This window comes from Kribbella sp. NPDC058245, from assembly GCF_042882005.1.
Lineage (GTDB): Bacteria > Actinomycetota > Actinomycetes > Propionibacteriales > Kribbellaceae > Kribbella.
The window spans coordinates 342,541-363,873 of record NZ_JBHVWY010000006.1 but is presented as its reverse complement, the minus strand read 5'-3'; the positions used below and the strand labels follow the sequence as shown (position 1 = coordinate 363,873).

At 68.4% G+C, this 21,333-nt stretch carries 22 protein-coding genes and 1 tRNA gene; 17 read left to right on the top strand and 6 right to left on the bottom strand.

The window, feature by feature from the left end:
• The first annotated feature begins 60 nt into the window (after positions 1-60).
• From ACFVWG_RS16805 to ACFVWG_RS16790, 4 genes are read left to right on the top strand one after another with little or no spacing between them, the layout of a single operon-like run.
• On the top strand, positions 61-519 hold the full coding sequence (locus ACFVWG_RS16805) for a hypothetical protein (RefSeq protein WP_391544185.1): 459 nt from the start codon (positions 61-63) through the stop codon (positions 517-519).
• Positions 498-1,577 (top strand): peptidoglycan-binding protein, encoded by a 1,080-nt coding sequence (locus ACFVWG_RS16800; protein ID WP_391544184.1) that lies wholly within the window; start codon positions 498-500, stop codon positions 1,575-1,577. Before ACFVWG_RS16805 ends, ACFVWG_RS16800 begins: the two co-directional genes overlap by 22 nt.
• Entirely contained in the window at positions 1,574-2,248 is a 675-nt protein-coding gene (locus ACFVWG_RS16795; RefSeq protein ID WP_391544183.1) for an ABC transporter ATP-binding protein, read from the top strand. The genes ACFVWG_RS16800 and ACFVWG_RS16795 overlap by 4 nt, the downstream gene beginning before the upstream one ends.
• Positions 2,241-3,434 (top strand): ABC transporter permease, encoded by a 1,194-nt coding sequence (locus ACFVWG_RS16790; RefSeq protein WP_391544182.1) that lies wholly within the window; start codon positions 2,241-2,243, stop codon positions 3,432-3,434. Before ACFVWG_RS16795 ends, ACFVWG_RS16790 begins: the two co-directional genes overlap by 8 nt.
• On the opposite strand, the gene ACFVWG_RS16785 is transcribed toward ACFVWG_RS16790, so the two are convergent.
• A complete protein-coding gene (locus ACFVWG_RS16785) occupies positions 3,431-4,411 on the bottom strand; it encodes a helix-turn-helix domain-containing protein (RefSeq protein ID WP_391544181.1) in 981 nt (326 codons plus the stop codon). The genes ACFVWG_RS16790 and ACFVWG_RS16785 overlap by 4 nt on opposite strands.
• Before the next feature lie 241 nt (positions 4,412-4,652).
• Between ACFVWG_RS16785 and ACFVWG_RS16780 the strand changes: the two genes are divergently transcribed.
• Positions 4,653-4,784, top strand: coding sequence for a hypothetical protein (locus ACFVWG_RS16780; RefSeq protein WP_391544180.1), 132 nt, complete (start codon positions 4,653-4,655; stop codon positions 4,782-4,784).
• Between the two features lie 65 nt (positions 4,785-4,849).
• A complete protein-coding gene (locus ACFVWG_RS16775; RefSeq protein WP_391544179.1) occupies positions 4,850-5,680 on the top strand; it encodes a carbon-nitrogen hydrolase family protein in 831 nt (276 codons plus the stop codon).
• Between the two features lie 68 nt (positions 5,681-5,748).
• Here ACFVWG_RS16775 and ACFVWG_RS16770 read toward each other — a convergent pair.
• Positions 5,749-5,831: transfer RNA gene (locus ACFVWG_RS16770), tRNA-Leu, on the bottom strand.
• 169 nt (positions 5,832-6,000) lie between these two features.
• Here ACFVWG_RS16770 and ACFVWG_RS16765 point away from each other — a divergent pair.
• The 6 genes from ACFVWG_RS16765 (at position 6,001) to pknB (ending at position 13,509) form a co-directional block, all read left to right on the top strand.
• Entirely contained in the window at positions 6,001-6,837 is an 837-nt protein-coding gene (locus tag ACFVWG_RS16765; RefSeq protein WP_391544178.1) for an FhaA domain-containing protein, read from the top strand.
• A 10-nt stretch (positions 6,838-6,847) separates the two neighbouring features.
• Positions 6,848-7,330, top strand: a complete 483-nt coding sequence (locus tag ACFVWG_RS16760; protein ID WP_391544177.1) for an FHA domain-containing protein — start codon at positions 6,848-6,850, stop codon at positions 7,328-7,330.
• Positions 7,331-7,340: 10 nt separating this feature from the next.
• Positions 7,341-8,723, top strand: a complete 1,383-nt coding sequence (locus ACFVWG_RS16755) for a PP2C family protein-serine/threonine phosphatase (RefSeq protein WP_391544176.1) — start codon at positions 7,341-7,343, stop codon at positions 8,721-8,723.
• The gene (locus ACFVWG_RS16750) at positions 8,720-10,105 is read left to right on the top strand and encodes an FtsW/RodA/SpoVE family cell cycle protein (RefSeq protein WP_391544383.1); all 1,386 of its coding nucleotides are present in this window, start codon (positions 8,720-8,722) and stop codon (positions 10,103-10,105) included. Before ACFVWG_RS16755 ends, ACFVWG_RS16750 begins: the two co-directional genes overlap by 4 nt.
• A complete protein-coding gene (locus ACFVWG_RS16745) occupies positions 10,102-11,553 on the top strand; it encodes a peptidoglycan D,D-transpeptidase FtsI family protein (RefSeq protein ID WP_391544175.1) in 1,452 nt (483 codons plus the stop codon). The genes ACFVWG_RS16750 and ACFVWG_RS16745 overlap by 4 nt, the downstream gene beginning before the upstream one ends.
• A 114-nt stretch (positions 11,554-11,667) precedes the next feature.
• Complete coding sequence (gene pknB, locus ACFVWG_RS16740) at positions 11,668-13,509, top strand: Stk1 family PASTA domain-containing Ser/Thr kinase (protein ID WP_391544174.1); 1,842 nt, start codon at positions 11,668-11,670, stop codon at positions 13,507-13,509.
• Positions 13,510-13,569: 60 nt separating this feature from the next.
• On the opposite strand, the gene ACFVWG_RS16735 is transcribed toward pknB, so the two are convergent.
• Both ACFVWG_RS16735 and ACFVWG_RS16730 read right to left on the bottom strand, forming a co-directional pair.
• Complete coding sequence (locus tag ACFVWG_RS16735) at positions 13,570-14,187, bottom strand: aminodeoxychorismate/anthranilate synthase component II (protein ID WP_391544173.1); 618 nt, start codon at positions 14,185-14,187, stop codon at positions 13,570-13,572.
• Positions 14,188-14,206: 19 nt separating this feature from the next.
• Positions 14,207-14,980: a DUF881 domain-containing protein gene (locus ACFVWG_RS16730; protein WP_391544172.1), complete on the bottom strand. Its 774-nt coding sequence runs from the start codon at positions 14,978-14,980 to the stop codon at positions 14,207-14,209.
• A 277-nt stretch (positions 14,981-15,257) separates the two neighbouring features.
• Between ACFVWG_RS16730 and ACFVWG_RS16725 the strand changes: the two genes are divergently transcribed.
• Positions 15,258-15,518 carry a cell division protein CrgA gene (locus tag ACFVWG_RS16725; protein ID WP_391544171.1) on the top strand — a complete coding sequence of 87 codons (261 nt, stop codon included), beginning with the start codon at positions 15,258-15,260 and terminating at the stop codon, positions 15,516-15,518.
• Positions 15,519-15,539: 21 nt separating this feature from the next.
• Here the strand turns inward: ACFVWG_RS16725 and ACFVWG_RS16720 are convergent, their stop codons facing one another.
• A complete protein-coding gene (locus ACFVWG_RS16720) occupies positions 15,540-16,526 on the bottom strand; it encodes an ABC transporter substrate-binding protein (protein WP_391544170.1) in 987 nt (328 codons plus the stop codon).
• A gap of 257 nt (positions 16,527-16,783) precedes the next feature.
• On the opposite strand from ACFVWG_RS16720, the gene ACFVWG_RS16715 reads away from it, so the two are divergent.
• The 3 genes from ACFVWG_RS16715 to ACFVWG_RS16705 all read left to right on the top strand — a co-directional run bounded on the left by ACFVWG_RS16715 (position 16,784) and on the right by ACFVWG_RS16705 (position 19,144).
• Positions 16,784-17,308, top strand: a complete 525-nt coding sequence (locus ACFVWG_RS16715; RefSeq protein WP_391544169.1) for an EXLDI protein — start codon at positions 16,784-16,786, stop codon at positions 17,306-17,308.
• A 112-nt stretch (positions 17,309-17,420) separates the two neighbouring features.
• Positions 17,421-18,356, top strand: coding sequence for an ATP-binding cassette domain-containing protein (locus tag ACFVWG_RS16710; protein WP_391544168.1), 936 nt, complete (start codon positions 17,421-17,423; stop codon positions 18,354-18,356).
• Positions 18,356-19,144: an ABC transporter permease gene (locus ACFVWG_RS16705; protein ID WP_391544167.1), complete on the top strand. Its 789-nt coding sequence runs from the start codon at positions 18,356-18,358 to the stop codon at positions 19,142-19,144. The genes ACFVWG_RS16710 and ACFVWG_RS16705 overlap by 1 nt, the downstream gene beginning before the upstream one ends.
• Before the next feature lie 2 nt (positions 19,145-19,146).
• Here ACFVWG_RS16705 and ACFVWG_RS16700 read toward each other — a convergent pair whose 3' ends face one another.
• Positions 19,147-19,830, bottom strand: coding sequence for a pyridoxamine 5'-phosphate oxidase family protein (locus ACFVWG_RS16700; RefSeq protein ID WP_391544166.1), 684 nt, complete (start codon positions 19,828-19,830; stop codon positions 19,147-19,149).
• 69 nt (positions 19,831-19,899) lie between these two features.
• Here ACFVWG_RS16700 and ACFVWG_RS16695 point away from each other — a divergent pair, with 69 nt between their 5' ends.
• The gene (locus ACFVWG_RS16695; protein WP_391544165.1) at positions 19,900-21,264 is read left to right on the top strand and encodes a PLP-dependent aminotransferase family protein; all 1,365 of its coding nucleotides are present in this window, start codon (positions 19,900-19,902) and stop codon (positions 21,262-21,264) included.
• The last annotated feature ends 69 nt before the right edge of the window (positions 21,265-21,333 follow it).

The window sequence follows — 21,333 nt, the reverse complement described above, 5'->3', positions numbered from 1 at the left end:
GGATAACCACCGCGTTCCGGTTTACGCCCTGGTTATCCGCTGCTGGCTTCACTCCTCGGTATGAAGACGATCGCAGCAGTGCTACTGATGACAGCGGCCCTGGCGGGGTGCGCCAAGGCCGACAACGGGGTCGCAACAGCGAGCGGTACGCCGTCCGCGACCGCTCCGACCGCTCAGACCTTCAGCTCCTGTATGGCGGACCACGGCGTCCAGGTCGCCGATCCGGCGCCAGGGGAGGGCCTGACCGGGGTCGACCCGGCAACAGCCAACTCACCGGCCTTCAAGACCGCACTGGCCGCCTGCAAGGACCTCATCCCGGGCGGAGTCCGCGGCAGCGAGGCACCGGCCGATCTGCAGAAGTACCTGGAGTTCGCGAAGTGCATGCGCTCCAACGGCCTGCCGGACTTCCCCGATCCGAAGCCGGGAAGCAAGGACGGCATGTTCGGCGGCAGTGCGGTCGACCGGAACAACCCTGCGTTCCAGAAGGCGGCAGCGGCATGCAACCACGTACTTGGCTGACTGGCGGCGCGGTGCTGGCCGTAGTAGCCGTGACCGCAGTGATAGTCCTCACCGGTAGCAGCGAGGTGGCTGCCGGCAACGAACCGCCAGCGACGGCGACCGTGGTGAAGACCGACCTCGTCCAGACCGTGCAGGTGAGCGGAACACTCTCGTACGGCGTCCCGCAGCCACTGACGGCTGCTGCGAACCCAGGGACGATCACCTGGATCGCACCGGAGGGTGCGACCGTGAAGGTCGGCCAGCCGGTGTACAAGGTCGACAACGTGCCGGTGATCCTGTGGAACGGCAGCACACCGCTCTACCGCCCACTGCAGACTGGCACCAAGGGCGCGGACGTCCTGCTGGCCGAACAGAACCTCTCAGCCCTCGGCTACCTCAAAGCGAAACCCAATTCCACGTACGACGCGGCAACCGCGAGCGCGGTGAAGACGTGGCAGCAGGCGACCGGCCAGCCCGCGACCGGCGTCGTGGATCCGCAGCACGTCGTACTGGCTCAGCTGGGGCCGCCCGCGAACCTGGCCGGGCACGGCGACCTCCGGATTGCCCTGCACACGCTGGAGGCCGGGGACCGGGTCGGGTCGAATGCGAACAACGCGATCCTGACCTACAACGGCACTACGCCGCTCGTGGTCGTCGGACTGGACGTGGCCAAGCAGCACCTGGTGAAAAAGGGGCTCAAGGCGACGGTCACGCTGCCGACCGGGAAGGCTGTGGCCGGAACAGTGGCCACCGTCTCGACTGTGGCCACAGTTCCGCAGCAGGGCAGCGATGACCCGCCGAATGTGCCGGTGGTGATCACGCTGGCCGACCCGGCCGCGGCAGGCGGGCTCGACACCGCACCGGTCGACGTGGCGCTGGTGTCGGCGCAGAAGCAGGACGTACTCGCCGTACCGATTGCTGCGCTGGTCGCACTCGCCGAGGGCGGCTACGGCGTCCAGGTCGTCGCAGGGGACAAGACGTCGTACGTCGCGGTCCAGACGGGGATGTTCGCCAACGGCAAGGTGGAGATCCCCGGTGACGGCATCGCCGCTGGGACCGTGGTCGGAGTGGCCGGATGACTGCACTCATCGAACTCGAGCGGGCGACCAAGCGGTACGCCGGTGGCGTGGCCGCGATCAGCGACGCCGACCTGACCATCGGTCCCGGCGAGCTGGTCGGGATCGTCGGCCCGTCCGGCTCAGGCAAGTCCACCCTGCTGAACCTGATCGGCACTCTGGACCGGCCGACCAGTGGCACGGTCCGGATCGACGGTCACGACGTCGGCAGCCTCTCAGACCGTGAGGTGTCGGCCCTGCGCGCACAGCGGATCGGATTCGTGTTCCAGCAGTTCCACCTGACCGCTGGCGTCACAGCACTCCACAGCGTCGCCGACGGACTCCTGTACGCCGGTGTGCCGCGTACTGAACGTCTGGTGCGCGCCGCGGACGTGCTGCACCAGGTGGGGCTCGGACACCGGCTTGACCACCGCCCGCACCAGCTGTCCGGCGGCGAACGTCAGCGCGTGGCCATCGCCCGCGCGCTGATCGGGCACCCACCGCTGCTCTTGGCCGACGAACCGACCGGCAACCTCGACAGCGTCGCGGGCGCCGGCGTGATGGCCCTGCTCCGCTCCCTCCACACCGAAGGGACGACCGTGCTGATCATCACCCATGATCACGACATCGCCGCCGCCCTGCCCCGCCAGGTCAGACTGCGTGACGGCCGGATCCAGGCAGGCTCCGATGGCTGACCTCGAACCCGGCCGGCTGTCGCTGGCTGACCTCGCCCGGGTGGGACTCGCCGGACTGCGGGCCAGAACGGTGCGGGTAGTGCTGTCCGCGGTTGGCATCGCGATCGGCATCGCAGCCATGGTGGCGGTGGTCGGAATCTCCACCTCGAGTCGTGCGGACCTCAACCGGCAACTGCAGGCGCTGGGCACCAACCTGCTGACAGTAGGGCCCGGTCAGAATCTGTTCGGCGAGGACGTGCACCTGCCGACCGAGTCGGTCGCCATGGTCGACCGGATCCAGCCGGTGACCGCAGTGTCCGCAGTCGGCGCGGTACCGGACACGTCTGTCTACCGGACGGACAAGATTCCGGCCGGGCAGACCGGCGGCATCCAGGTCGTCGCTGCACAGGTCGATCTGCTGCCAACGGTCGGCGCCGAGCCCGCCGACGGAACGTTCCTGAACGCCGCCACTGCGCAGTATCCGGCTGTCGTCCTGGGTGCCCAGGCTGCTCAGCACCTCGGAGCAGCCGTCGGGCAGCAGGTCTATCTCGGCAGCCAGTGGTTCACAGTCGTCGGCCTCCTGCAGCCCGCTCCACTCGCACCGGAGCTCGACAACGCCGCACTGGTCGGTTGGCCAGTGGCGAAGGCACTCCTAGGCTTCGACGGCTACCCGACCACCATCTACGCCCGGGCGGTCGAGGACGACGTGACCGCCGTACAGAAGGTTCTTGCGGCGACCGCTAAGCCCGAGGCGCCCAACGAGGTCGCGGTATCGCGTCCGTCGGATGCCCTGGCCGCACAACAGGCGGCGGACGCCACCCTCGACGCACTGCTGCTCGGACTGGGCGCAGTGGCCCTGCTGGCCGGTGGTGTCGGTGTCGCGAACACCATGGTCGTCTCGGTCCTCGAACGCCGCGGCGAGATCGGACTGCGCCGCGCACTCGGCGCTACCCGGCATCAGATCCGATCGCAGTTCCTGACCGAGGCGCTGCTGCTGTCAGGACTCGGAGGCCTTGGCGGAGCGCTGCTCGGCACCCTGGTCACAGTCGGCTACGCGACCACGCGCGGCTGGCCGGCCGTCGTACCGGTGTGGGCGTTGCTGGGCGGTCTGGCGGCCACTGCGGTGATCGGAGTACTGGCCGGGCTTTATCCAGCAGTACAGGCAGCACGGCTGGCTCCTACAGAGGCACTGAGTGCGCCGGTCTAAATCCAATGACGCCGTGCGGCTTGGTAGGCCAGGCCGGTGCGGGTGTCCACACCGGCGAGGATCATCAGGCGGTCGAGGCGGCGCTGGACGGTACGGCGGCTGATGCCGAGCTGGGAGGCGATCGACTTGTCGGGGACGCCGGCGACCAGGAGTGAGAGCAGGAAGCGTTCGTTGTCGTCGAGGATCTCAGTCGTCGGCGACTGCGCGGAGTGCAGCGTCACCGGAGTGGCCATCTCCCAGTGGCTCTCGAACAGGGCCAGTACGGCGTCGAGCAGCTGGCCGCGGTTGATGACGGCCGCGGTCGGTTCGCCGATGCCTAGCTCGTCGTCGCGGACCAATGGGCAGACCGCGGTCGCCCGGTCCACGATCGCGAGCCGGACCGGCAGAGTGGGAAGCGTCCTGGCCTCCTCACCCCAGCTGATGCCTTCTGCGATGGTGTCGAGCTCACCGGGGGTTTCGAGCAGCGCTCGCTCGTAGATGGCGCGATAGCGCACGCCACGGGACAGAGCGCCGTACTCCTCGGTGTTCTCGGCGCCCTGCATCGCCAATGGGTTCGCGCGGCAGAACCAGAGGATCTCCTCGCGCGCTGACTCCTGCAGGTCGCGGAGCCGTTCGCGTAGTGCCGTCGCGCCGACGACGACCTCGACCAGGTGGTGTGCGTCGCGACGGCTCGCGCTGGCCCGGAACTCCTCGCTCAGCAACGCCACCGTCTTGCGAGCGGCTTCAAGGGACTCCTGACGGCGCAGGAGCGTCGTACCGAGTGCTACGTCGGGAGGCAGCGCGCGGAACACCGGCTCATCGGCGGACTGGCTGACCGCAACCAGCCCCTTCGCCTGCAACCGCTGCAGCAACTCGTCGGCCTCGTGCGGCGGCAGCTCGGCCACCTCCGCCAGGTCCGCGGAGCGCGCAGCCGACAAGCCGACCAGCAGCCGGTAGGCCCGTTCTTCCCGGGCGTCGAGCAACAAGCCGTCCTGCATCGATTCACCTCCGGACCCCAGCTAACCAGTCCGGCTGCGCCCACGGCGACCGTTTTCCGCGCGGCTTTGATCAAACTCTTACTGGCACTGATCAGACACGGCACTCCCATGCCATCACAACCCAGATGAGGGAACGTCACTGCACAAATACCTTCCCCACCCCACCACCCCGATCTGGCCAGTCAGTTGTCAGCGGACCTCGCCGCCGCCGAGTCGTCCCGCCGTTCGAAACGAGAAACTCATGAGCCTGACCGACCTGGCCGGCATCGCCGGTCTCATCAGCGCGGCCCTGCTGGCCCTGTGGATGCTCCTCGGCGCCCCGAACCTCCGCCCCACCCCACAGACCGGGCGGCACCGGCGCCCGCGGGCTTAGTTGCCGGGGCCAACATTCCCGCGCCGGTCCGCGGATCTGTCGGCGCGGGCTGAGACGGTAGGGCGATGACGGGGATTCGGATAGCTATCGCTCAGCCGACCATCACCGCGGATGCGGCGGCGAACGGGAAGAAGGTCCGTTCGCTGATGCGGAAGGCGGCTGCCGGGCGAGCACGGCTGGTGCAGTTCCCCGAAGGAATGCTGAGCGGTTACGCGAAGGAGCAGATCGCCGACTGGTCCCAGGTCGACTGGGACAGCATCCGCAGCGAGCTCGAGCAGATCATGGCACTGGCCGCCGAGCTGCAGATCTGGGTCGTGCTCGGCTCCGCGCATCCGCTGACGCCGCCGCACCGCCCGCACAACAGCCTGTACGTGATCTCCGACTCCGGGCTGCTGGTCGACCGCTACGACAAGCGGTTCTGCTCGCACACCGAGCTCACGCACTTCTACACGCCCGGTTTCGAGCCGGTCGTCTTCGACGTCGACGGCTACCGCTTCGGTGCGCTGATCTGTGTCGAGATCAACTTCCCGCAGTTGTTCAGCCAGTACGAGCGGCTCGGTGTCGAGTGCCTGCTGCTCTCGGCCTACCCGGTCGACGTCGGCTTCGAGCTCAAGGCCCGGGCGCACGCCGCGATCAACTGCTACTGGATCGCCATGTCGCTGCCTGGCCAGACCATCGACCTGATGCCGTCCGGCCTGATCAACCCGGCGGGCATCTACACGACCCAGGTGCTCGGCACCTCCGAGCTCGCCTTCGCCACCATCGACCGCGACGACCAGACCGTGGCCGGCCCGCTCAAGGGCGCCCGCCCGTGGCGCGCCGCCGCCAGCAAGGGCGACATCTACCGCGCCCGCGCCGTCACCGACCCCCGCTCGGCCAACCGGACGGCCCTGTGAGCGACGACACCCCCGGGACAACAAAAAATCCCGGTCTCTCGACCGGGATCCCTGCTCGACATTCGCTGTGCGCGAGGGGGGAGTTGAACCCCCACGCCCTTTCGGGCACACGGACCTGAACCGTGCGCGTCTGCCATTCCGCCACTCGCGCGCTGCTGCCCGGACGATGCCCTGGCAACGAAAAGGAACATTAGCACGGGAATGTCGAGTGCTTCACATTGCAGGTTCGGTCGAACCTCCCGTTACGATCGATCGTCGTACCCGGTGTGTCCGCCACGACCGGTGGATACGGACCGTGGACCGACCGTGGAGGAGGAGGCGTGCGACCGCTGCAGCGCTTCGAGCGACGTCTGGAGGGCATCGTGAGCGGTGTCTTCGCGCGTGCGTTCAAGGGCGACGTCGAGCCGATCGAGCTGGCTGCGGCGCTCAAGCGTGAGATCGACAACACCGCCCGGATCCTGTCCCGGGACCGGCGGCTGGTGCCGAATCACTTCACCATCGAACTGGGCCCGGGCGATTTCGAGCGCCTGAACGCGTACGGCCGGACCCTCAACCACGAGCTGTCCAACGAGCTCCGGGACCATGCCGACATCCAGCGGTACACGTTCTCCGGGCCGATCGAGATCGAGCTGACCCAGCAGGACGACCTCCCGACCGGTAAGTTCCGGGTGGTCAGTGCAACCGTCGGGACACCACAACGGCGGAGCCCGTCCTATGAGCAGCCCTACCAGCAGGAGCCCTACGTGCCGCCGAACGACGGCCAGACGGTGCTGCAGAGCGCCCCGGTCCCCCCACCGCCCGTACCGCAGCAGCCACAGCGCAGCGGCCACCCGCAGGTGATGCTCGAGGTCAACGGGCGTCGCCGTCCGGTCAACCCGCCGGGCGTCGTGCTCGGTCGTGGCACCGACGCGGACATCCAGATCAACGACCCCGGGGTGTCCCGGCGGCACGCGGAGATCCGGCTGATGCCCGAGGGCAACGGCGGGATCCGGGTGGTGCTGGTGGACCTCGGGTCGACCAACGGCACGCTGGTGAACGGCCGTCGGGCGGCCGAGGTCGAGCTGGTCGACGGCTCGACCGTGCGGATCGGCAACACCACCATGACGTTGCGGCTGGCGGACGAGCCGATGCCTCAGCCGCCGAGCAGCGGGTGGTGACCGCACCACCATGTCGGAACTGACGCTGACCCTGATCAAACTGGGGTTCCTGGCCCTGCTGTGGATGTTCGTCCTGGCCGTGCTGTCCGTGATTCGCTCCGACCTGTTCGGGGCGAAGGTGGACAGCCGGGCCGCGGCGGCCGTCGTACCGGCCACGGCCCGGACCCCGAAGCCGGCCAAGCCGGCGAAGAAGCGCAAGGGCCTGCCCGGCTCGGTGACGATCGCCGACGGGCCGCAGGCCGGGGTCGGCGCGACCCTGGTCGAGGAGCCCGTCGTGATCGGCCGTGGTTCGGACTGCCAGATCCGGCTCGACGACGACTACTCCTCCACCCGGCACTCGCGGCTGTTCCTGTCCGAGGGTCAGTGGTGGGTCGAGGATCTCGGCTCCACCAACGGGACGTACCTGGACGGCCAGCGGGTGACCCGCCCGGTGCCGGCCGAGATCGGTGGCTCGATCCGGATCGGCCGGACGACGCTGAACATCGCGAAGTAGGCCTGCCTCGATGACCCTGTCGCTCGACTACGCCGCACTGTCCGATGTCGGACGGGTGCGCCGCAACAACGAGGACTCGGCGTACGCCGGTCCGCACCTGCTGCTGCTCGCCGATGGAATGGGTGGCGCGGCGGCCGGTGAGGTGGCCAGCGCGGCGGCGGTCCAGGTGATCCGGCGGCTCGACACCGCCACCATCGGCGGCGAGGACATGATCGAGGCGCTGGCCGGCGCCGTACACCGGGCCAACGAGCGGCTGTCCGAGCTCGTCGAGGAGGACCCGGAGCGCGAGGGCATGGGCTCCACCGTGACCGCGCTGATGTTCGACGGTCAGCAGCTCGGCCTCGCCCACCTCGGTGACTCCCGGGCGTACCGGATGCGCGACGGCCTGCTCTACCAGCTCAGCCACGACCACACCTTCGTGCAGTCGCTGGTCGACGAGGGCCGGATCTCCCAGGAGGAGGCCTTCACCCATCCGCACCGCAACCTGATCCTGCGGGTGCTGGACGGCCGCCCGGACTCCGATCCCGACCTGCAGATTCTCGATGTCCGGGCGGGCGACCGCCTGATGCTGTGCAGCGACGGCCTGCCGGACTACGTCGCCGCCGAGGTGATCGCCGCCTCGATGGCCGACGGTACGCCGGACTCCGTCGTGGTCGAGCTGATCACCCACGCGCTCGAAGCCGGCTCGAACGACAACATCACCTGTGTCGTGGCCGACGTGGTCGAGACCGCACCGGCCAGCGGAACCACGCCGCAGCTGGTCGGGGCCGCTGCCGAGCTCGCTCAGGGCGGCACCGGTCGCGGTGAGGCGACCACGCTGGTCCCTGGTGGCAGCAACAGCGGTGGCAGCGGTCGCGGCCGGGCCCTCGACCCCGAGGAGCTGCGCTACGCGCCCCGCCCGCCGAAGCGGTTCCCCTGGCTTCGCCGGATCGTGGCCGTGGTGATCATCCTCGGTCTGCTCGGTGGGGCCGGCTGGATCGGGTACCGGTGGACCCAGGACCAGTACTACGTCGGCACCGACGGTGGCTTCGTGGCGATCTACCAGGGTGTGGACGCGGAGATTCCCGGCCTGAACCTGACGAAGGTGTACGAGAAGCAGCAGTTGCAGGTGGACAAACTTCCGACGTACAACCGCCAGCAAGTGGAGAGCAACATCGAGGCTGACGATCTGTCCGGCGCCCGCGCGATCGTGAGCGAGCTGCAGCGCACTGCTGAAGAGTGCGCCAAGAAGCTCACGCCGACGCCCAAGCCGAGCACGACGCCCACCAAGCCACCGGCCTCGAAGGCACCGGTCTCGAAGGCACCGACCACCGCGCCGACGAAGACCCCGTCCGGTACGCCGAGCACTCCGGCCGGCGAAGCCAACCCGGACGACTGCGACGGCGTCCGATGAGTATTGCGTCCACCTCGGTCATCCAGATCATCCCGCGCACCCGGCGCGGGGTGGAGCTGTTCCTGCTCCTGATCGCCGTCGGGATCTCGGTCGGCGCCTATGTGAACATCGGCATCACCGCCCAGGGCGGTGTCCCGGCCAGCACCGGTTGGTACGCCGCCGGGATCGGCCTGCTCGCGTTGATCGCCCACCTCGTGCTGCGCTTCCGGGCGCCGTACGCGGACCCGGTGATCCTGCCGTGCGCAGTCCTGCTGAACGGGCTCGGCGTGGCGATGATTCACCGGATCGACCTCGGGCTGACCTCGATCGGCCGGACCAAGGGCGTTCCGTTCGCACCACAGCAGATCACCTGGACGGCGGTCGGCGTGCTGCTGTTCGTCGCAGTGATCATCGTGATCCGCGACCACCGCCGGCTGCAGGCCTTCACCTACACCCTCGGCCTGGTCGGCCTGGTGCTGCTCATCCTGCCGCTGATCCCGGGCATCGGCGCGAACGTCAACGGCGCCTCGATCTGGATCCGGGTCGCCGGGATGTCGTTCCAGCCGGGTGAGTTCGCCAAGGTCTGCCTGGTCATCTTCTTCGCCGGCTACCTGGTCGTGAAGCGCGACGTGCTCACCCTGGCCGGCCGCCGGTTCCTCGGTCTCGACCTGCCGCGGGCCCGCGACCTCGGGCCGATCCTGATCGCCTGGCTGGTCAGCCTGGGCGTCCTGGTCTTCGAGAGCGACCTCGGTTCCTCGCTGCTGTTCTTCGGCCTGTTCCTGTTCCTGCTGTACGTCGCGACCGAGCGGGCCGGCTGGCTGATCATCGGCGGCCTGCTGTTCGTGGCCGGCGCGTACTTCGCCTACCAGACCTTCGGGCACGTCACCAAGCGGATCAACGACTGGCTGGACCCGTTCTCGATCGACGGCGGCCAGATCGCGGTCGGCCTGATGGGCCAGGCCTGGGGCGGCGTCCTCGGCCGCGGCCTCGGTCAGGGCCAGCCGCACCTGACCCTGTACGCGAACAGCGACATGATCATCTCCTCGATGGCCGAGGAGCTCGGCCTGACCGGACTGATCGCGATCCTGCTCGTCTACACGCTGATCATCGAGCGCGGTCTGCGGACCGCGCTCGGCTGCCGGGACATCTTCGGCAAGCTGGTCGCGACCGGTCTGGCGATGTCGTTCTCGCTGCAGGTCTTCGTGATCGTCGGTGGCGTCACCGGCCTGATCCCGCTGACCGGTCTGGCCACCCCGTTCATGGCCCTGGGCGGTACGTCGCTGGTCGCGAACTGGGCGATCATCGCCCTGCTGCTGCGGATCAGCGACCAGGCCCGCCGCCCCCAGACTCCAGCCGCCCCAGTGTCCGACGAAACGATCGCGATGGCGGTGCAGAAGCAGTGAATGCGGCAATCCGAAAACTAGCGGTGGCAGCGATGGTGCTGATGCTCGCCCTGATGGCGAACTCGACGTACCTGCAGGCCTTCCGGTCCAACGAGCTCAACGGCCGCAACGACAACAAGCGGGTCCGGGACTCCCAGTTCTCGGTCGACCGCGGCCCGATCCTGATCGGGAACACCGCGATCGCGTCGAGCAAGCCGTCCGACGACCGGTTCAAGTACCAGCGCACCTACGCCAACGGACCGGTCTACGCCCCGGTCACCGGGTACTACTCCTACCTGTTCGGCCGGGCCGGCATCGAGCTCAACCAGAACTCGGAGCTGAACGGTTCGGACCCGTCGCTGGCGTTCCGCCGGATCATCGACGTGATCAGCAACCGTCCGCAGCAGGGCGCCAGCGTGAGTCTGACGCTGAACGCGGCTGCCCAGCAGGCGGCGTACAAGGGACTGGCCGGCAAGACCGGTGCCGTGGTCGCGATCGAGCCGAAGACCGGCAAGGTCCTGGCGCTGGCGACCACGCCGTCGTACGACCCGAACCAGCTGGCCGGGCACGACCTGAGCAAGGTCTCGGAGACCTGGAAGAAGCTCAGCGACGATCCCGCCAAGCCGACTCTGAACCGGGCTGCCCGCGAGACCTACCCGCCCGGCTCGACGTTCAAGCTCGTCACCGCCGCGGCCGCGCTCTCCAGCGGCAAGTACACGCCGGAGACCAAGGTCAACTCACCGGCCGAGCTGCCGCTCCCGCAGACCACTACCCCGTTGGTGAACGAGGACCGGAAGAACTGCGGCGGCAGCAACAACGCGACCCTGACGATCGCGCTGCGCTACTCGTGCAACACCGCCTTCGGCAGCGTCGGCCTCGACATCGGCGCGGACGCACTGCGCGAGCAGGCCGCGAAGTTCGGCTTCGGCGAGCGTCAGCTGCCGGAGCTGTCCGGCGTCGCCAGCGCGTTCCCCGGCGACCCGAACCCGCCGCAGACCGCGCAGTCCGCGATCGGCCAGTTCGACGTCCGCGCGACGCCGCTGCAGATGGCGATGGTCGCCGCCGGGATCGCGAACAAGGGCGAGGTGATGAAGCCCTACCTGGTCCAGAGTGTGAAGACCGCGAACCTGAAGACGGTCTCCGAGACCAAGCCGGAGTCGCTGCACCAGGCCGTGACGCCGGAGGTCGCCGCGCAGCTGACCGGCATGATGATCGACGTCGTCAAGAACGGCACCGGTAAGAAGGGCCAGATCGACGGCATCGAGGTCGCCGGCAAGACCGGTACGGCGCAGACCTCGCCCGAGCGCCCGCCGTTCGCCTGGTTCACGGCGTTCGCACCGGCCAACGACCCGCAGATCGCGGTCGCGGTGATGATCGAGTCGGCCGACGTCGCGCGCAACGACATCGCCGGTGGCGCGCTGGCCGCACCGATCTCGAAAGCGGTGATGGAGGCGGTGCTCCAGCGATGAGCACCATACGGAATGATGCGTGCACAGAGCGTCTTTCCAACGGGGATCCACTGGTGGCGGCCGCTACCGTGGGCAAATTGAGTGTGTTTCCGGACAGGTTGGAAGGCTGAGGTCATGACATCGCAGGCACGTCTCGTCGGCGGCCGGTACGAAGAAGGCGAACCGCTCGGCCGCGGCGGCATGGCCGAAGTGCGCCGGGGGATCGACAACCGGCTCGGCCGAGCCGTCGCGATCAAACGGCTGCGGGTCGACCTGGCCAGCGACTCGACCTTCCAGGCGAGATTCCGGCGGGAGGCCCAGTCGGCCGCCTCGCTGAACCACCCGACCATCGTCTCGGTCTACGACACCGGCGAGGAGCCGGACCCGAACGGTTCCGGCATCACCATCCCGTACATCGTGATGGAGCTGGTGACCGGCAAGACCCTGCGTGACCTGATCCGCGAGGGCCGCAAGATCATGCCCGAGCGCGCCCTGGAGATCACCTCCGGTGTGCTCGAGGCGCTCGACTACAGCCACCGGGCCGGCATCGTGCACCGCGACATCAAACCCGGCAACGTGATGCTGACCCCCCAGGGTCAGGTCAAGGTGATGGACTTCGGTATCGCCCGCGCGGTCGCCGACACGACGTCGGACATGACCCAGACCGCGGCCGTCATCGGTACGGCGCAGTACCTGTCGCCCGAGCAGGCCCGCGGTGAGACCGTGGACGCCCGCTCCGACCTGTACTCGACCGGCTGCCTGCTCTACGAACTGCTCGTCGGCCGGCCGCCGTTCGTCGGTGAGTCGCCGGTGTCGGTGGCCTACCAGCACGTCCGGGAGCAGCCGCTGCCGCCGTCGTCGTTCGACCCCGACATCCCGCCGGAGGTCGACGCCGTCGTCCTCAAGGCGCTGGTGAAGAACCGCGACGAGCGCTACCAGAGCGCGAACGAGATGCGTCAGGACCTGCACCGCGTGCTCGCCGGCCAGCAGGTGACCGCGCCGATGGCCGCGGTCGCCGAGACCCGCGCGATGGCTCCGACCAGGGTCGCGCCGGCCGCGGCGACCCAGGCGTTCCGGCAGACCAGCGACGACCTGCTGCCGCCCGGTGGTGGTGACGACGAGGTCGCGGACGCCCGGGCCCGCCGCAACCGCGGGCTGGCCTACTTCCTGCTCGGCCTGGCGATCGTCGCGATCGCGATCGGTGGCTACGCGCTGATCAACCACCAGAACAAGCAGAACGACAACCCCGGCGCCGGCTCATCCAACACCCCGGCGGCGAACAAGGTCGCCGTACCGGACGTCAGCGGGCTGACCACCGCGCAGGCCACCGCGAAGCTGGCGGAGGTCAAGTTGGTGTTCGCGCAGGGTGACTCGGTCCCCAGCTCGACCGTCGACAAGGGCAAGGCCATCTCGTCCACGCCGGCCGCCGGTGTGGAGGCCGAAGAGGGCTCGACCGTCACGGTGGTGTTCTCCACCGGTGCGCAGTCCTTCGCGGTGCCGGACGTGATCGGTTTGTCCGAGGGCAAGGCCCGCTCCAAGATCGAGAGCGCGCCCGGTGATCTCAAGGTCGCGGACAAGAATGTCGAGCAGGACTCCGACAAGCCGGCCGGCACCGTGCTCGACATCAGCCCGGACCCGGGCAAGCGGTACGCATCCGGTACGACGTTCACGCTGACCGTGTCCAGCGGCAAGGTGATGGTCGAGGTACCGAACCTGCTGACCGCGTCGGCTGACGACGCGATCGCCCAACTGAAGGCCAAAGGCTTCGTCCCCGGCCAGAAGTACGGCGAGGACCCGAACTCGCCCGACGGCACCGTGCTCGCGCAGAGCGTCGAGGGTGGCAAGACGGCACCGAAGGGCAGCACGATCACGCTGACCATCAACCGGCTGCCCGAGGGTGACCCGAGCGGTGATCCCAGCGGCGACCCGTCCGGTGACCCGAGCAACCCGACGAACACGCCGATCATCGGCGGCTGACCCAGCCCGGAACATGACGAAGGCCTCGCCACTACGGCGAGGCCTTCGGTCTGTTCGGGGTCAGCTGACGAGCGGGGCCATGCCGGCCGAGCGCTCGACCGCCTCGGGGTCGCCGCACATCTCAAGCCAGTTGGCGAGCATCCGGTGGCCGCCCTCGGTGAGCACGGACTCCGGGTGGAACTGGACGCCCTCGACCGGCAGGTCGCGGTGCCGGGCGGCCATGATCACACCGGCCTCGGTCCGAGCGGTCACCTGCAGCTCATCGGGCACGGTGTCCTGCTCGATGGCCAGCGAGTGGTACCGGGTCGCGGTGAACGGCGACGGCAGCCCGCTCAGCACGCCGGCGCCCTCGTGGAACACCTGGCTGGTCTTGCCGTGCAGCAGCTCATCCGCGCGGCCGACGACACCGCCGTACGCGACGCCGATCGCCTGCAGCCCGAGGCAGACGCCGAAGATCGGCACCTGGCCGCCGGCCTCCTTGACGATGTCCACACAGGCACCGGCCTCTTCCGGGGTCCCGGGACCGGGGGAGAGCAGCACCCCGTCGTACGCCGTGACCTGGTCAGGGGTGACCTCGTCGTTGCGCAGCACAATGGTCTCGGCCTGCAACTGCTGCAGGTACTGCACGAGGTTGTAGACGAACGAGTCGTAGTTGTCGACGACGAGGATCCGCGGCATGCGGTCCATTCTGACAGGCTCAGCGGCCGCCCGTGGCCGTCGGGCTCACGGTCGGTGTCCGGTCGAACCCGGGCACGGCCGCGCTCTGCAGGTCCAGGGTGCCTTCGTAGGCCGGCATCGCGATCGCCGACTCGGACTTCACGTCGTACCCGAGCTGGAACTTCACCACGTAATCCTGCAGGTTCTCGATGTACTTCGAGTCGTCCAGCGCCTGCTGCAGCTTCCGCCGGTCACCGATCGCCGTGATCTTGTACGGCGGGAGATACGGAACGCCGTGGAGGACGACCGAGTTGCCGACGCACTTGATCCCGGTCGTCGAGATGACCCGGTGGTTCTGAATCGAGAGCGCCTCCGCGCCACCGGCCCAGAGCGCGTTCACCACGGCCTGGATGTCCTGCTGGTGGATGACCAGCCAGTCGGCGTCGACATCCGGATTGTCCCGGACCACTTCCTTCGGCGCGTCCTTGAGCGTCACGGTCAGCCCGGGCCCGGTCACCGGCGTGATACCGACCGCGTCGGAGAGGTTCTTGAGCCGCTGGGCCACCTTCGGATCGATCGAACCCTGCTGCGCCTGCAGCTTCTCGATGTCCTGGGTGAGCGTCGCGTGCTGGCGGACCAGGGCCGCGCTGCGGCGGCTCTGCTCCTCCACCAGCCCGGCCAGGGTGGTGTTCCGGCTGGGGCGCAGATCGGTCCCGCGGGCGCTGGTGGCACTGGTCGCGAACAGCAGACCGGCGCACAGCAGGGCCAACGGCACCCCCGCCCGCCACAGCGAAATCCGTTTCAACTTACGCACCAGTCACCTCCAGATCGCTCTCTGCACTACGCTAACCCGGGACCGGACCCGACAGGTCCGTGCCTCCTGGCCCTCAACAGGTGTCGCGGGGCGACGTAGCTTGAACGATAGCGGTGTCCAGGTGCGTGCATCGGGGTGCTTGGTCAGTGGCCTCGATGCGGAGCATCGTGGGCGCTGGACAAGTGCCGCGAGGTGCGTGCCTGGGCGCCGGTAGCGTCAAGTTACGTCGCTCCGTGACACCTAAGTCAGCTTATGCGTCCTTACAAGGAGTTCAGCCGTGCCCGAGTCGAGCAGCCGTAACAAGAAGAAGACCGAGAAGGTCAAGACCGAGAAGACGCCGAAGCAGCCGCGCACGCAGAGCCGGGTGTGGGTGGCTCCGCTGATGCTGGCTTCCTGGCTGCTCGGCCTCGCCTGGCTGGTCGTCTTCTACGTCGCCGGCCAGGACGTGCCGCTGATGAAGGACCTCGGCAACTGGAACCTGCTGGTCGGCATGGGCCTGATCGCGCTGGGCTTCGTCGTCTCCACCCAGTGGGTCTGACCTCCTCCTGAATCACGAACCTCAGCCGGTGACCGAGCGCACCGTGCCGAGGTTCGTGGCGAACTGACTGAACACGGGCGCGAACTGCGCCCAGCTCGGCGGAGTCTCCGGGTTGAACGCGAAGACCTGCTTCGCCCGTACGGCGGGCAGCCGGGCGAACGTCGGGTACTTGGCCGCGTCGGTGAGATACGGCTCGGTGTTGCGCCCGTCGTACAGGATGACGTCGGCGGGGTACTTGTCGGCGAGCTCCCAGGACACGCTCTCCCAGGTCGGCTTGGCCGGGTCGACCTTGGGGACGACGAACCCGACGCCGAGCTTCTGCAACTGGGACAGCCCCATGAACGCGGCCGGGTTGCCGAAGTAGAGGCCGTCGGCACCCCCGGACAGGAACAGGACCTTGAGTCCCTTCTGCCGCGTGGCCTGGTCGGTGACCGCCTTCGACGCGGCGTCGAACTCCTCCTTGGCCTTGACCACCGGCGCGGCCTTCAGGTCGGCGCCGAGCGCGGCCGCGAGCGCGGCGTACCGGTCGATCACGGTGTCGACGGAGTGCAGCTGGTGCTCGATGCCGAGCGACGGGCAGATCGCCGCGATCGCGGCGGACGATTCCTTCGGCACGTACCAGAGCTCCGTCTTGAGGTAGGTCGGCGCGATCAGCAGGTCGGGCTTCAGCGCGGCGAACTTCTCCAGGCCGAACTCGCCGTACGTCTCGCTGATCGAGGTCACCTTGGTGACGTCGACGTCGCCGGCCAGGTCGGAGGCGGTGCCGTCGGGCTTCTTGGACTGGCCGAACGTGCCGACCGGGCGCAGGCCGAGGTCCCACAACGCGGCGGCGGACGAGAGCTGGGCGACCAGCGCCGCCGGGCGGGACGGCCGGGTGATCTTCACCCCGCGGTCGTCGGTGAACTCCCACGGGCCGGTCGCCGCCGGCGGCTGGTCCTTCGAGTTCGAGCAGGCGGTGAGCACGACGGCTCCCGCTCCGAGCAACAGGCTGCGCCGGGAAAGCGCCATCGGGCCACTCCTTCACAGGGGAAAATAAGGCAAGCCTTACCTTAGATCACATCCGTTTGTCGGAGTTATCCACACCCGTATCCCCAGCTGTGCACACCGTTTTGGCCGACTTATCCCCAGGTTGAACCCAGGTTTTCCACCGTTTCCACCGCAAACTGGCCGAAATCTGTGGATAAAACGCGTTTGGGCGTCGACTGTTTCCACACCGTTCATCTCGATCTGGCGCTCTACGTACAGCTATGCGTATAGTTGTACTTATGCCGAACAAGACGATCTATGTGTCGGACGACGACCTGGCGCTCTACAAGCGCGCGCAGGAACTGGCCGGCAACCTGTCCTCGGCGATCTCGATCGCCCTGCGCAAGTACGTCGAGCTGGAGGAAGGCCGGCTCGCGGGGTACGACGAGATCACCGTCCGGGTCGGTCGCGGCTCCGGACGTAAACAACGGTTCTCCGGAGTGCTGCTCGCCGAGGGTGGCCGATCCAGCAGTTCCGGTTACGAGGCCTTCAAGGTGTACCGCAGCCGGACCGGAAAGTTCGTGCTGCACGCCGATCGCAGTGCGCAGTACACGCAGAGCGGTGACGACGAGAAGTACCTGACCGGCTGGCGCTCCTGGGTCGGCAACTGGAGCACCGACCAGTCCTGGAGCATGGCCCAGGGCGAAGCAACCCTCGAGGTCGTCGACACCGTCGAGGAGCTACGAGACCTGATCCCCGAGGACCTCTACGCGCTGGTCGAGATGGCCGCCGACCAGCCCGCGGTGGAGGACCTCGACATCTAGTCCCCACACCCCCACGCCGATACCTCCCCGGTAGCTCGGCTGATCCCGCACACCCTCTTTCACCCACACCACACCCAGGGCGGCGCCAGCCTGCCCGGAAACAGGAACAGTCATGCCCGCAGCGATCGAAGCCCTCGGACTGCACAAGTCCTACGGCGACAAGCTCGTCCTCGACGGTATCGACCTGACCGTTGCCCAAGGCACCATCTTCGCCCTGCTCGGGCCGAACGGCGCCGGCAAGACGACGGCGGTCCAGATCCTGTCCACCCTGATCACCGCCGACGCCGGCCAGATCCGGGTGGCCGGACACGACCTGTACGCCGATGCGGACGCCGTCCGCGCCGCGATCGGGGTCACCGGCCAGTTCTCCGCGGTCGACGGTCTGCTGACCGGCCGGGAGAACCTGATCATGATGGCCGACCTGTACCACCTCGGCCGCGTGGCCGGGCGGGAGCGGGCGGACCAGCTGCTCGAGCAGTTCGACCTGGTCGACGCCGGATCGAAGCTCGCGATGACGTACTCCGGCGGCATGAAGCGCCGGCTCGACCTGGCGATGACGCTGGTCGGCCGTCCGCAGATCATCTTCCTCGACGAGCCGACCACGGGTCTCGATCCGCGCAGCCGGCACAGCATGTGGACGATGATCCGGGAGCTCGTCGCCGGTGGCGTCACCGTCATGCTCACCACGCAGTACCTGGAAGAGGCCGACCAGCTGGCCGACAGGATCGCCGTACTGGATCACGGTCGCCTGGTCGCGCAGGGAACGCCGGAGGAGCTCAAGCGGCTCGTGCCCGGCGGACACGTCCAGCTCCGGTTCAACTCGCCGGACGACTTCACTCGCGCTGGTCAGGCGCTGCCGACCGCGCTACCCAACCAGGACGCGCTGACGCTGCAGGTGCCGAACGACGGCAGCGTGCACGCGCTGCGCGATCTGCTGGCCCGGATCGAGAACGCCGCGGTCGACGTCAGCGAACTCACCGTCCACACCCCCGACCTCGACGACGTGTTCTTCGCCGTCACCCACTCCGAAGAGAAGGTAGCCCGCTGATGAGCACCACGTCGTACGCCCTGGCCGACACCGGCACCATGCTGCGCCGCAACCTGCGGCACTCGCTGCGCTATCCGTCGCTCGCGATCGGTGCCGTCGGAATGCCGATCATCATGCTGCTGCTGTTCGGACTCGTCTTCGGCGACACCTTCTCGGCCGGGATCGGCGGTGGCGGGTTCGACTACCTCAACTTCCTCACGCCGGGTCTGCTGCTGATGTCGATCGCGTCCGGGACGATGTCACCTGCGATCGGCGCGGCTGTGGACATGACCGAGGGCATCGTCGCCCGCTTCCGCACGATGGCGATCTACCGGCCGTCCGTGCTGGCCGGGCACGTGCTGGGCAACGTCGTACTGACCACCATCAGCCTGGCCTTCGTGATCGGCTTCGCGATCCTGATCGGGTTCCGCCCGAACGCCTCGCTGGTGGACTGGCTGCTGGCCGCCGGGTTGCTGATCCTGGTGACCATCGCGCTCACCTGGTTCGCGATCGCGCTCGGCCTGATCAGCAAGACCGCCGAGGGTGCGAGCAACATCGTGCTGCCGATCAGCTTCGTGCTGCCCTTCCTCAGCAACACCTTCCTGCCGCTGGAGTCGATGCCGAGTGGCATCCGGTGGTTCGCCGAGTACCAGCCGTTCACACCGATCATCGAGACGCTGCGGCACCTGCTCGTCGGTGCGCCGGCCTCCGCGGGCTCGGGCTGGCTCGCGATCGCGTGGTGTGTCGCGATCACGATCGTCGGCTACTTCTGGGCGCAGAAGAGCTACAACAAGGGCACGGCGGCCTGAGGTCAGGAGGGTGCGCCGAGTTGGTTGGCCCGGGTGCGGACGTGGGCGGGGACCAGCAGGTCGCAGTCGGAGTTGGTGATCGGCTCGTCGGCGACGACCCGGAGCGGGACGACGCCGGTCCAGTGCGGCAGGTCCACGTCCTCGGGTTCGTCGTTCGCCTCACCGGAGCGCGTCTTCACGGACGCTTCGGTGAGGTCGAGCGCGAGGACCGACGTCTTGGCCAGCTCCTTGCGGTTCGGCGCCCTCGTGCCGGAGGAGCGGCCAGGGACCAGGTGGTCGACGATCCGGTTCAGGCCGTGCAGCTTCTCGTCAGGGTCGGTGATCAGCCGCGGTACGCCGAAGATCACCGCCGACCGGTAGTTGACCGAGTGATGGAACGCGGAGCGGGCGAGCACCAGCCCGTCCGCATGAGTGACCGTCACGCACACCGTCTGGTCGGGCGCGGCAACCACGCTGCGCGCCGCCACTGAGCCGTGCAGGTACAACGTCCCATCCGGTCCGCGGTCGAGGTCCACGCCGTACGCGGTCGGTAGGACCAGCGGTACGCCGTCGACCACGACTCCGAGGTGGCAGAACATCCCCTCGGCCAGCACGTCGTACAGGGCCTCTCGCTCCGTCGCGGCACGCTCCTTGCTCCGGCGCAGTGAGGTGCGGGCAGTCGGCTGCAGCGGCGTCGTCGTGGTCATGTGTCCAGCGTGACGGCCGGAGTGGCATGCTGGCACGGTCCATTCCCGCGCGAATCGAGTAGTCCATTCGTGGAGAGTTCACTCCCGCTCGTCATCGACCGCAGTGCTGGAGCGGCGCTGCATCTGCAGCTGGCCGAGCAGTTTCGGGCGGCGGTGGTGGACGGCCGCCTGCAGGCTGGGCACCGGCTGCCGTCGACGCGGGAGTTGGCGCGACAGCTCTCGGTGTCGCGGGCGGTGGCGCAGTCGGCGTACGACCAACTGCATGCGGAGGGCTGGATCGAGGGGCGGACCGGGGCGGGCACCTTCGTCACGGATGTCGCGCCACTGCGGCCGGCCGAGCCTCGCCGTACGACGGTCCGCCCGGCGCCTTCCTCTGAGCTGCTCACGCTGCGTCCCGGCATCCCGTTCATCGACCCGACGCCGGATCCGGGTTGGCGGCGCGCCTGGCGTGACGTCTCCGCCCAGTCGCCACCTCGTGGGTACGACGATGCTGCCGGCCTCCCCGCATTACGGAGCGCGCTGGCCGAGCATGTGGGCCGGGTGCGCGGGATCGCGTGCGGACCGGAGAACATCCTGATCACGAACGGAACCGTGCACGGGTTGCGGCTGCTGCTCGCGGTGACGCGGCAGCCGGGGGACCGGATCGCGATCGAGGACCCGGGGTATCTGAACGCGGTCGCCGCCGCGGAAGACCACCGGCTCGAGATCGTCGACGTACCGGTCGATCGGGACGGGCTGCAGGTGTCGGCGCTCACCGACGATCTGCCCGCGGTCTATGTGACGCCGTCGCACCAGTATCCGCTCGGCGGCCGACTACCCGTTGCCCGACGCAACGAGTTGATCCGGTGGGCACGCCGTACCGGCGCGATGCTGATCGAGGACGACTACGACAGCGAGTTCCGCTTCGACGTCGCCCCACTGCCGGCGCTCGCGCAGCTCGACCTGGATCGCGTCGTCCACCTCGGCACGCTCTCCAAGACACTCAGCCCGGCACTCCGCCTCGGCTGGCTCGTCGCCTCCGAAACCACCGTCGACCGCCTCGCCACCTTCCGCGCGAACTCCGGCGACTGGCCCGGCTGGCCGATGCAGGCCGCCCTCCTCGCCATGCTCCGCGACGGCTACCTCGACCACGCCATCCGCAAACACAGACGCCGGTACGCCGAACGCCGTACCCGCATGTGTTCCGCCCTCGAGCCGTACGGCCGAGTCATCGGCCAAGACGCCGGTCTGCACATCACGCTGCTCCTGCCCCACCACGTCGACGACCGCAAAGTCTCTGCCCAGGCTCGCGAAGCCGGTGTCGCCGTAGCGCCGCTCTCCGACTACCGCCGCTCCGTCCCAGGCCCGCCCGGCCTCGTCATCGGCTACGCCACCCCCACCACCGAAGACCTCCACAAAGCCCTCTCGATCCTGACCGAAGTCCTCAACCGCTAGCGTCCGAAAACACGCCGACCACGTACTGCAAACCTTCGGACGCTAACGGCTTGTGGTGCCCCTGCGACC